This window comes from Natrinema marinum, assembly GCF_024296685.1.
In the GTDB taxonomy this organism is placed as follows: Archaea; Halobacteriota; Halobacteria; order Halobacteriales; family Natrialbaceae; genus Natrinema; species Natrinema marinum.
Window position 1 is genome coordinate 2,968,359 of record NZ_CP100763.1, and the last position, 11,723, is coordinate 2,980,081.

The 11,723-nt window shown below is 66.9% G+C and carries 7 protein-coding genes; 5 read left to right on the forward strand and 2 right to left on the reverse strand.

From position 1 onward, the window contains the following. Positions 1-17: 17 nt before the first annotated feature. Positions 18-2,153, reverse strand: coding sequence for a GAF domain-containing protein (locus NKH51_RS14810; RefSeq protein ID WP_254762444.1), 2,136 nt, complete (start codon positions 2,151-2,153; stop codon positions 18-20). 243 nt (positions 2,154-2,396) lie between these two features. Between NKH51_RS14810 and alaS the strand changes: the two genes are divergently transcribed. From alaS to NKH51_RS14830, 4 genes are all read left to right on the forward strand, one after another. Further along, positions 2,397-5,171, forward strand: a complete 2,775-nt coding sequence (alaS, locus tag NKH51_RS14815; RefSeq protein ID WP_254762445.1) for an alanine--tRNA ligase — start codon at positions 2,397-2,399, stop codon at positions 5,169-5,171. Positions 5,172-5,240: 69 nt separating this feature from the next. Then, a complete protein-coding gene (locus NKH51_RS14820; protein ID WP_254762446.1) occupies positions 5,241-6,026 on the forward strand; it encodes an alpha/beta fold hydrolase in 786 nt (261 codons plus the stop codon). 357 nt (positions 6,027-6,383) lie between these two features. Then, positions 6,384-7,640 (forward strand): AMP-binding protein, encoded by a 1,257-nt coding sequence (locus NKH51_RS14825; RefSeq protein WP_254762447.1) that lies wholly within the window; start codon positions 6,384-6,386, stop codon positions 7,638-7,640. Between the two features lie 101 nt (positions 7,641-7,741). Next, positions 7,742-8,467 carry a type 1 glutamine amidotransferase gene (locus tag NKH51_RS14830; protein WP_254762448.1) on the forward strand — a complete coding sequence of 242 codons (726 nt, stop codon included), beginning with the start codon at positions 7,742-7,744 and terminating at the stop codon, positions 8,465-8,467. A gap of 254 nt (positions 8,468-8,721) precedes the next feature. Here the strand turns inward: NKH51_RS14830 and NKH51_RS14835 are convergent, their stop codons facing one another. Further along, positions 8,722-10,908, reverse strand: a complete 2,187-nt coding sequence (locus NKH51_RS14835) for a (Fe-S)-binding protein (RefSeq protein WP_254762449.1) — start codon at positions 10,906-10,908, stop codon at positions 8,722-8,724. Between the two features lie 180 nt (positions 10,909-11,088). On the opposite strand from NKH51_RS14835, the gene NKH51_RS14840 reads away from it, so the two are divergent. Continuing rightward, positions 11,089-11,679 (forward strand): conditioned medium-induced protein 4, encoded by a 591-nt coding sequence (locus NKH51_RS14840; RefSeq protein ID WP_254762450.1) that lies wholly within the window; start codon positions 11,089-11,091, stop codon positions 11,677-11,679. Positions 11,680-11,723 lie beyond the last annotated feature (44 nt).

Sequence of the window (11,723 nt, forward strand, 5' to 3'; positions counted from 1 at the left end):
TCCGACACTGCTCCCTTTTACTCACCGTCCCGAGCGTCGACGCCCCGAAACGCGAACGCGATTCGACTCTCGTCCTCGGCGACACCAACGTTCCAGCCGTGGGCGTCGGCGATGCGCTCGACCGTACCGAGCCCGAAGCCGGTGCCGTCGGCCGCGGCCAGCCGGCCGGGGACGGGGTCCGTCTCGAGTCCGCCGTCGACTACTTCGGCGTCGGTTTCGGCGGCGCGGCGGGCGACGTAGAAGCCGTCGTCGGTCGCGCCGACGGTGACGACTGCCGTCGCGTCGCCTGCACCGGTGCTCGCTGCCCCGTTTTCGTCGTCGCCATCGTCAGTCTCGTCGGCGACGGCCTGGAACAGCCGCTCGAACAGTTCGCGGAGCCGCGTCTTGTCGGCCTCGAGGACGCGATTCTCCGGCGATCGAGTCACGAGCCGCGCGTCGCCGGTCTCGACGGCGACCCAGGCCCGGCGGGCCACGTCGTGGACGGCGACGGGTTCGGTGTCGACGAGTACGTCGTCCTCGCGAGCGATCGCGACCAGCCGGTCGAGGTGTTCGCGGAGTCGCTCTTGGGCGTCGTCGACCTCCGCGAAGTGCTCCCGGTCGCCGGTTTCGGCGGCGAGTTCGAGGTAGCCGCGGGCGACGTTCAGCGGCGTCCGCGCGTCGTCGTCGACCAGATCCGCGATGGTCTCGAGGCGCGATTCGGCGGCGGCCAGTTCCCGCTCCCGGCGGTTGTGCTCGGTCACGTCGCTGTAGATGATCAGGCCTTCGGGGTTGTGACCGTCGGAAGCACCGCTTTCTCCGCCGGCGTTCGCCTCGAGCGGGATCAGCGTCAGCAGGAACTCGCGGACGCCCGCTGCAGTCTCTCGGCGGCTGACGAGTTGGCGGCGCTCGCCCGACCGCAGCGCCTCGAGCAGCGTTGCTCGCCGGTGCTCGAGCCCCGGCGGGACGGTGTCCTCGTCGACGGGGTGATCGACGACCGATTCGGGGTCGGTGCCGAAAACATCGGTGAAGGTGTCGTTGACCGTTCTGACGACCGGCTGGCCGTCGTCGATCTCGTAGCGGATCGCCGGCTCCGGGACGTTCTCGAACAGCGAGCGGTAGCGGTCGCGCTCGGCGATCAGTTGGTCACGCTCGGCCGCCAGTTGGTCACGCTCGGCAGCCAATTCGTCGCGGTCAGTTTCTAGATCATTCCGTTTGGCGACGAGCCGTTCCCGGCTCTCCCGCAGGCGCTGCAGTTCTCTCCCGCGGCTTTCCGCGGCGTCGATCCGCTCGAGGACTGCGGCCGCGACCGCTCCCCACGCCGACAGCAGGTCGGCGTCGCGCTCGTCGAACCCGTTCGCTTCGGGGGCGGCGACCTGCAGGATGCCGCTGTCGGCCATCGGCACGCAACACAGCGATCGACTCCCCTCGAGCGGTGCCGATAGCCGGTCCTCGTCCGCGAAGTCGTCGATGCGAACGGGCTCGCCCGCCTGCAGGGCGTCGCCGAGCGGCCCCGTTCGCGGGACGGACGCGAGGTTGGCGTCCGAAATCGCGGCCGTGGTCGCTCGCGGGACGAACTCGCCGAAGTGGACCGTCGACAGCCAGCAGTGATCGCGCTCTATGGCGGCGGCCGCGGCCTCGACCACCAGTTCGAAGAGCCGGTCGCGGTCGCGGCAGGCGACGAGGTCGGGGACCGACTCGAGAAGCCGGTTCGCTGGTCGCCAGTCCACGGCTGGCGAGGCGGCCGCGACGATCGGCTCGTCGCCTGCCGCGTCGTCCGGGCCGGCGTCGTGGCACACCCACTCGACCTCGTCTGCGAGGTGTCTGACGGCGTCGTCGGTATCGCAGCGGACGTAGCCGTCGATCCCGTCGGTCGATCGAGCGGCCGTCGGCGCGTACGACGGATCGCAAAAGAGGACCAGCGGCGTCTCGCCGCAGGCGTCGGCTACTTCGAGCAGGGTCGACCCCGCCGCGGTCGTCGGCGTCTCGCCGAAGACGACGCAGTCCACCGCCGGCGCCCAGTTCCGGACGCGTTCGACCGTCGTCGCCGGCCGAACGGAGCGGTCCGGTCCCGACTCGACGGTCTCGAGCGCGTCGGCGCCGTCGCTGGCGGCCGCGTCGGTCGCGGCGACGTAGAGGATCGTCCGCGGTCGCGTGGTCGCTGGCGGCTGCGTCATTCCGTCGGAACCTGTCTCGTCTCTCCGTGACCACTGCACGCCAGCCTATTGGGTCTACTGGATGTATCGATCGCTGAGTCACCCCGTAGATACCCGTCGTGGCCCTTCGAAGACGGGTATTCGAGTGAGTCGCGACCGCCGACTGAGAATCGATCGCCCTGCTGCGGTTTCGAACGGTCGGGGACGGCCCCGCGGGCCGGTTTGCGGAACTGTTTTACGCGCTGCAGGGCCACTAGACGCGTAATGAGCGAACTGGCGGAGGAATACCGCCTCGAGTACTTCGAGGAGGAAGGGTTCGAGCGCAAGGAGTGTCCGGAGTGTGGGGCGCACTTCTGGACGCGCGACAGCGACAGGGTGACCTGCGGCGAGCCGCCCTGCGAGGAGTACGGGTTCATCGACAACTCGGGGTTCGACGACGCCTACAGCCTCGAGGAGATGCGCGAGGCCTTTCTCTCTTACTTCGAGGCCAACGAGCACGAGCGAATCGACCCCTATCCGGTCGCGGCGAACCGCTGGCGCGACGACGTGTTACTGACGCAGGCGTCGATCTACGACTTCCAGCCCCTCGTCACGTCGGGCGAGACGCCGCCGCCGGCGAACCCGCTGTGTGTCTCCCAGCCCTGCATCCGGATGCAGGACATCGACAACGTCGGCAAGACCGGCCGGCACACGATGGCCTTCGAGATGATGGCCCACCACGCGTTCAACGCGCGCGAGGACGCCGAAGACGAGTACGCCTACGAGGGCGAGGTCTACTGGAAAGACGAGACCGTCGAACTCTGTGACGGCTTCTTCGACTCGCTGGGCGTCGATCTCGAGGAGGTCATCTACATCGAGGATCCGTGGGTCGGTGGCGGCAACGCCGGCCCCGCGATCGAGGTCATCTATCGGGGCGTTGAACTCGCCACGCTCGTCTTCATGTCGATGGAGCAAGACCCCGACGGCGAGTACGAGATGAAAGACGGGAACCGCTACAGCCCGATGGACACCTACATCGTCGACACCGGCTACGGGTTAGAGCGCTGGACCTGGGTCTCTCAGGGAACCCCGACCGTCTACGAGGCAGTCTATCCCGACATGATCGCCTTCCTCAAGGACAACGCGGGGCTCGAGCACACCGACGAGGAGGAGGCTCTCGTCCACCGCGCCGCCAAACTCGCGGGCCACATGGACATCGACGAGGCCGAGGACATGGAGACCGCCCGCGGCGAGATCGCCGCCGAACTCGGTGTCGACGCCGCGGCACTAGAAGAGCTCATGGAGCCCCTTGAGGACATCTACGCCATCGCCGACCACTGCCGAACGCTGGCGTACATGCTCGGCGACGGCATCGTCCCCTCGAACGTCGGGACGGGCTACCTCGCGCGGATGGTCCTTCGCCGGACCAAACGGCTCTGTGACACCGCCGGCGTCGACGCGCCGCTGGACGAACTCGTCGACATGCAGGCCGAGCGCTTGGCGTACGAGAACCGCGATACGATCCGCGACATCGTCCGCACCGAGGTCGAGAAGTACCGCGAGACCTTAGAACGCGGCGGTCGCCGGGTCGAGACGCTGGCCGAGGAGTACGCGACGAAAGGCGAGCCGATCCCGACCGACGAGCTAATCGAGCTCTACGACTCCCACGGCATCCAGCCGGACATGGTCGCCGAAATCGCCGACGAAGCGGGTGCGGAGGTCGACGTGCCGGACGACTTCTACAGTCTCGTCGCGAAGCGCCACGACACGCCCGAAGCCGTACTCGAGGCCGAGGAGGGCGAAGACGAACGCTTCGAGGACCTCCCGGAAACGGAGAAGCTCTACTACGACGATCAGGAGCGCACCCAGTTCGAGGCGGTCGTCCTCGACGTCTTCGAGCGCGAGGACGGCTACGACGTGGTCCTCGATCAGACGATGTTCTACCCCGAAGGCGGCGGCCAGCCGTCGGACACGGGAACCCTCTCGACGGACGATACGACCGTCGAGATCGCGGACGTACAGATCGTCGACGGCGTCATCCTCCACCGGGCCGACGAGAACCCCGGAAAGGGTGAACTGGTCAACGGGCAGATCGACGGCGACCGCCGCCGGCAGCTCATGCGCCACCACACGGCGACCCACATCGTCATCCACGCCGCGCGTCAGGTACTCGGCGAGCACATTCGACAGGCGGGTGCTCAGAAGGGCGTCGAGAGCTCCCGGATCGACGTTCGCCACTACGACCGGATCTCCCGCGAGGCGGTCAAAGCCATCGAGTCTCGCGCCAACGAGATCGTGATGGCCAACACCGCGGTCTCCCAGGAGTGGCCCGACCGCCACGACGCGGAGGCCGAACACGGCTTCGATCTCTACCAGGGCGGTATCCCGCCGGGCGAGCAGATCCGCCTGATCACCGTCGACGAGGACGTACAGGCCTGTGGTGGCACCCACGTCGCCCGCACCGGGGACATCGGCACGATCAAAGTGCTCTCGACGGAGCGCGTTCAGGACGGCGTCGAACGGATCACCTTCGCCGCCGGCGAGGCCGCCGTCGAGGCGACCCAGCAGAAAGAAGACGCCCTCTACGCGGCCGCCGAGATCCTCGATGTCTCGCCCGAAGACGTGCCCGACACCGCCGAGCGATTCTTCGAGGAGTGGAAAGACCGCGGCAAGCAGATCGAGGATCTGAAAGAACAACTCGCCGAAGCCCGCGCCGGCGGCGGTGGCAGCGGCGAGGAAGTCGAAGTCGGCGACGCGACCGCCGTCGTCGACCGGATCGACGCCGACATGGACGAACTGCGCGCGACCGCCAACGCCCTCGCCGAAGACGGCAAGATCGCCGTGCTCGGCAGCGGCCAGAGCGGTGCCCAGTTCGTCGTGGCCGTCCCCGACGCCGTCGGCGTCAACGCCGGCGAAGTCGTCGGCGAACTCGCCTCCAAAGTCGGAGGCGGCGGCGGCGGTCCGCCGGACTTCGCCCAGGGCGGCGGCCCCAACGTCGAGGATCTCGACGACGCACTCGAGGACGCCCCCGACGTCCTTCGGCAGGTCCAGAACGCCTGACCGAGCCGCGACCGATCCGTTCGAGTCGAAACCGTCCCCTTCTTTCACCGCCGTCCCCTCGAGGTACTCATGCCCACTGCGTCGAACGGGAGCGTCTCGCTGTACTACGACCGCGCGGGTGATGGCGCGCCGGTCGTCTTCGTCTCCGAAGCCGGCCTCGGCGGCTGGCTCTGGGGCTGGCAACACGCCGCCATCGCGGGTCCCCACGAGGCCGTCGTCTGGGACCTCCGGGGCACCGGCCGCTCGGACGCGCCGGTCGGCCCCTACGACCTCGAGACGCTCGTCGCCGACCTCGAGTCGATCCTCGCCGACTGCGGCTTCCGGAACGCCCACCTCGTCGGCTGTGGCCTCGGCGGCGCGGTCGCGCTGGCGGCGGCCCGGACCTCGAGTCGCGTCGCGACGCTGTCGCTGTTCGGGACCGCGGCCCGGGGCGAGGCCTTCGATCTCGAGGCGCTGTTCGCTCCGCCGGACGATCGAGACGCGCTGTTCGGGTCGCTCGAGGCGGGACTCTCGGCCGACTTTCGCGAGGCACAGCCCGACGCGGTCGATGGGATCGTGGACTGGCGGGCCGACGGCGACGCCGACCGCGCGGGCTGGGAAGCGCAGGTCGCGGCGCTCGAGGGATTCGACGCGACCGACTGGCTGGTGGAGGTGACTCAACCGACGCGGGTAATTCACGGCGGCGCGGACGAGTTGGTCTCGCCCGACGCGGGACGGGAACTGGCGCGAGGGCTGCCCCGCGGGGAGTTCGTCGAACTCGAGGGGGCGGGCCACCTCTGTTTCGTCGAGCGTTCGCGGACCGTCAACGATCGGCTGGTGGATTTTCTCGAGGCGCAGACGGACGATTCGAGGTAATTCGTCGGTCGGCCTCGGATCTGTAGCACCGTCCGAGTGGTGAGTTTCTCCTGCCGCAGTACTACCGACGTATCGTGGCAACGAGGGATCGCCACGCCCTCCCCAGCCGATTCGCTCACTTCGTTCGCTCATCCCTCGCGCTTCGAGCAGCGATTCGCGGACTCACGGCTCGCTTCCGCTCGCCGTTCGTTTTCCGAGGCGCTCATGCCATTCGCGCCTCGTTGTCGCTCATCGCTGCACAGCGCGCCGAGACGGTGATCGGGTCGCTCAGTCGCCGTTACGAGTAGCGTCCTCGAGCCTCGCCGACCGTTGCCGTCCGTGCTTGCGACTGACCCCCCGCCTACTACGTGCTCGAGCGTGGGAGTCCCCGCCGTGACTCTCTCGCTGGCGCGTCGGGCGGCGCACTTCCCGGATCGGACCGCGGTCGTCGATATCTCGGAAGCGCGGCTGTACGCCCCCGCGGAGACGATCGACGAGGATCGAGTCACGTACGAGGGGCTGTCGACGATCGCGACGCGGACGGCCGAGCGACTCTCGACGCGCGGCGTCGTTCCGGGCGATACCGTCTGTCTCGTCACGCGCAACCGAGTCGCCTCCCTCGCGCTGTTTTTCGCGTGCCGGCGGCTCGGGGCCACGTTCGCGCCGATATCCCATCTGCTGACGCCGGCCTCAGTCGACCGCCCGCTCGGCGTCCTCGAGCCGGCCCTCGTCGTCGGCGAGGCGGCCCAGCGCGACCTGCTGCGCTCGATCCCGTTCGATCGGCTCGTGACGCTCGAGGAACTGACCGAGACGGAGCGCGATTCGGTCGACCTCGAGAGCGGACGGCCGAACGCGAACCCGTTGCTTGCCCTTCACGGCGAATCGGGGCGCCCGGTCGCCGGCTACTCGGCCGACGCCATAGAGCGCAACTGCGCCACGGCCGTCGTCGCGTGGGGGCTCGCCGCGAACGACACCGTTCCCCTCACGATGCCGCTGTCGACCGCCGGCGGACTGGTTCGCGTCGCGCTGTCGACGCTGTACGTCGGCGGCACGCTCTTGCTCGACCGCGCGTTCGACCCCGGTGACGCCGCGGCCGCGATGGCCGCCGAGGACGCGACGTTTTTGGCCGGTCGCGAGACGGCAATCCGGGACATCGCGGCAGAAACCGAGTTCGCGGACGCCGCGGCGTCGCTCGAGCGCGTCGTCTGCGAGGGTGCCGTCGCCGACGATATCGTCGCTCCCTACCGCGAGTGCGACGTGTCGGTCGCGAGAGCGTACGGCCGCCTCGAGTGTCCGACCGCCTTGAGTCAGGGGTTCGATGGTGACCGCGACGGCTCGAGCGACGAGGAACCCAGCGTCGGCCGCCCCGTCCCGGACTGTCGGGTCCGACTGGTCGACGAGGCGGGCGAGGTGCTCGAGGATGTGGCGGTCGGCCGCCTCCAGCTTTCGGGATCGGTGGTCGCCGACGGCCATGTAACCGTTGCCGGAACTGACGACGAAAACTGGGACGAGCCGGCCGGCCTCGAGCGTGCAGCCGACGACGCGGCCGACGACCGCGGCCGGTTCGTCGACGGCTGGTTCGACACCGGCGAGCGGTTCCGCCGGGACGAGGACGGGCACTATTATCCGCGATGATCGCTTTCGACTCGACCGCCTGCCCCGGCCGCCGTCACCGCTGACGGCAACGACGGCACCGTGCGCAAGGCCTATTCTTATCCAGCCGCCACTAGCGTGTGATGAGTCAGCTCAGAATCGCCGTCCTGAACGCGGCCCATCGGGACGAGAACACGACGCGGAACTTCCGGCGCGAACTCGACGCCTCGCTGGCCGAGTTCGACGCCACCGACGGCACGGTCCCCGACGATTTCGAGTACGACGGCGCGGTGGTCACCGGCTCCCGCGCGTCGGTCTACTGGGACGACGACTGGATGCGGCCCGTCAAGGAGTGGGTCGGCGAGGCGATCGACCGCGGCGTCCCTTTCCTCGGGGTCTGCTGGGGCCACCAGCTACTGGCCGACGTGCTCGGCGGCACCGTCGCCGATATGGGCGTCTACGAGGTCGGCTACAGCGAAATCGAGCACACCGGCGAGTCGCGGCTGTTCGACGGCATCGACGACACCTTCCTCGCCTTTACCAGCCACTCCGACGAGGTCGCCGAGCTGCCCCCCGGGGCAGCGCCGCTGGCCGAGAACGACTACTCGAACCACGGCTTCCGCAAGAACCGCGTCTTCGGCGTCCAGTTTCACCCCGAGTACGATACCAAGACCGCCCGCGAACTCGTCCACCGCAAAGAGCTCTCCGACGAACGCCGCGAGTCGGTCCTCGACGAGATCACCGAGGAGAACTATCAGCGGTCCTGCGAGGCGAAACTCGTCTTCGAGAACTTCCTCGAGTTCGTCCGCGAGACGAAACGCGTCGATGCCGCCGCCGACGCTTCGGTGTCGGCCGGTTGTTCTGACTAGTTACCGAATCTCCACGGTTGCCGGTTCCCCCGCGATACTCGAACGTTCAGCACGATCGGAAACGCTTTCCACGGGACTCCTCGAGCGAATCGCTCGGGTCGCCTACGGGTCGAAAGACGAAGCGGTCGACCGGTTCCGCGACGGTTCTCCACCGTGGCTGAACGGTCCGTAGCGTCCTCCCAGTGTGGCTGTCTTCGTAAATGCAACTCGGAGAACGCGAGTCGATCGGAGAAACGGCGCCGATTGGGAGTCGATCAGTCAGCAGCGACTTCGACCTTCGCCTCGTCTTCCTTCCCGATCGCTTCGACGATGAGTTCGGCCACGTCGACGATCTCGATCTCGTCTTCGTAGCCGCCGGTCTTGCGGCCGTCCTCGTACATCGTCATGCACATCGGGCATGCGACGACGAACTTCTCGACGCCGCTGCCGGCGTCGGTGTCCTCGAGCGCCTCCCGAATGCGCTCCTCGCTGGGCTTGGGCTCTTCCTCGAAGTCCATCCAGAGGCCACCACCGCCGCCGCCACAGCAGAAGGAGTTGGCGCGGTTGCGGGGCATCTCGTCGAGCTCGCAGCCCGTCGCTTTGATGAGTTCGCGCGGGGCCTCGTACTCGTCGTTGTATCGGCCCAGATGGCACGGATCGTGGTAGGTGACCGTGTAGTCGAGTTCGGTACCGTTCAGGTCGAGTTTGCCGTCGGTGACGAGCTCCTCGACGGCCTGCGTCCAGTGGAGCACGTCGATCTCGCCGTCATCGTTCCACTGCTCGTCGTACTCGAAGGGCATCATCGGGTCGTCCGAGAACTCGTCGAAGTTGAGCTCCGGATACTCGTTCTTGAAGGTGTTGTACGAGTGGGGGTCCGTACAGACGATCTTGTCGAACTCACAGTCCTCCCAGGTCTCGACGTGGTGGCCGGCCAGTTCGACGTAGAGCAGTTCCTCGCCGACGCGGCGGATGTCGTTGCCGTCGAACTTCTCGTCGTCGAAGAGGATGCCGAAGCTCACGTCGGCCTCTTTGAGGATGGTCGCCAGCGAGCGGGCGACCTGCTTGTTGCGCTCGTCGTAGCTCGGGAAGTCGCCGACGTACCAGAGGTAGTCGACTTCCTCCTCGCGAGCGTCGGTGACATCGAACTCGAGTTCGTCGGTCCAGTCGCCGCGGTTGCGCGGCGAGTCGCCGAAGGTGTTGCCGTTTTGCATGACGTTCTGGAAGACGTCCTGCATGCTCGAGGAGACGTCGCCCTGATCGGTCTGCTGGCGGTTGAGCCGGGTGAAGCTCTTTAGGTGTTCGATCTCGACGGGGCAGGCGTCCATGCAGGCCATACAGGCCATACAGGAGTTCATGGTCTCGGAGTTGATCACCGAGGTGCCGCCGTCGGCGATGATCGGTTTCTCCTCCCCGCCGGCGTCGAGTTCTTCGCGGTAGGATTTCAGGTCGAGGATGACGTTGCGCGGGTCGAGCGGGCGGTCGGAGGCTTTCGCGGGACAGACAGAGGAACAGCGACCGCACTTGGTACAGGCGTCCTGATCGAGGATCTCTTTCCAGGTGAAGTCGTCGATGGACTCGGCGTTGGTCGCATCCAGATCCGAGGGGACGTTGGGCAGGCGCCGGCCGGCCTTCTCGTCCCGGGTGACGACGTTCGCGAAGGAGGAGAGCATGTGGAACGGCTTGGCGTAGGGGATCCACGCGACGAAGAAAAAGGCGATCAGCGAGTGGGTCCACCACGCGAGCCAGTGGAGGTTCTCGACGTTGAAGCCGGCGCCGTTGAGCCCGGCCTGATCGGGGCCGAGCGTCGAGAGGCCGACCGCGTCGAAGCTGACCGCCAGTCCGTAGCCGACGAAACTGACGATCTCGTAGTCGGGCATGCCGGCGCTGTAGATCCGCAGCCCCTCGAGCAGGAAGCCGCCGATGCCGAGCGCGAAGAGCGTCCAGATGAAGATGTCGTCCTCCATGGAGGTGTGGCGGTCCCAGAGGCGGCGGTTTTGGACCCAGTAGCGCCGGTACATCGCCATCCCGATGCCGACGACGAACAACAAGCCCATGGCGTCGACGATGAAGGAGTATGCGAGATAGAAGTCACCCTCCCAGACGGTCATATGCAGGACCTTCTGGAATGCGTACTGATCGACCGCGATGATCGTCGTCGCGATCAACAGCGTCAGGAATCCCCAGAGAATAAAGGAGTGCATCAGCCCACCGTAGAGGTCCCTGTTGAATTGCTTCTCGTTCGAGAGAACGATCTTGGTGCTGCTGACGATTCGATCCGGCAGGTCGTCGACGCGGGCGAACGAGTCGTCGTCGCCCTCGGCGTAGCGGGCGAACCGCTGATAGACGCCGTAGGCGAGGACGGCGACGGCGACGAACGCGAGGAAATAGAACACCGCGTATTCGACGCTGGTGATCCCCCAGTACGTCTCTCTCCCCACGCCCGACTGTGCTATTGCGCGCATGTACAATGAGGAGCAGGGCTGTAACTTAATTCTTGCCACACCGGCTGCGTGACCATCTCGCCGCAGTCTTGCGAAAATCTTCACATAATTCTGAGTTTATAATCGTCGACCGTGTTCGATTCACCGACCAACGCTGGCTGGCAACAGGCTTAAATAGCCGCCCGTCGGGAGTGTCCATCCATGAACGATAAAACCGAGGAACTCCGGGATATCTTCACCACCGTCACCGACGGCGAGGAAACCGTCACCGAATCCCAAGAGGACACTCGTGGCTCTCTCGAGCGCGACGAACGGACCGACGAAGAGCGCCTCGAGAGCGTCGTCCAGCAGATGCGCGAACGCTACGGGGTCGACACGGCGCTCTCGGACGACGAGCTGCTCACGGTCGCCAGAGGCTTCTACGACGACCGGAGCGACGCCGAAATTGCCGCGGAACTGGGGGTCGACGAGGACGAGGTCTTCGAGGCACGAATGGCGTTGCATCTCGTCGGCGAGGACGACGCCGACGAGGTCGACCTCGCGGCGATCCGCGACCGCGAGGAGGACGACGCGACTCTGGCCGACGAGTACGATGTCAGCGAGGCTCAGATCCGCCGCTACCGCCGCGTCGCCGAGGCCGAAGACCAGTCTCGAGCCGCCAACGACCGCTACCGCGACGAGTTCGACAGCATTCTCGCCGACGCCGAACTCTCCGAGCGGATGACGACCGACGTTCGAGAAGACGGCCTCGAGGACGCGACCGAAGGGATGGAAACCGACGTGGACTTCTAACGAAGTTTTTTACTCTCGGGTCGGCCGGAGGCCGACCGCTCGAG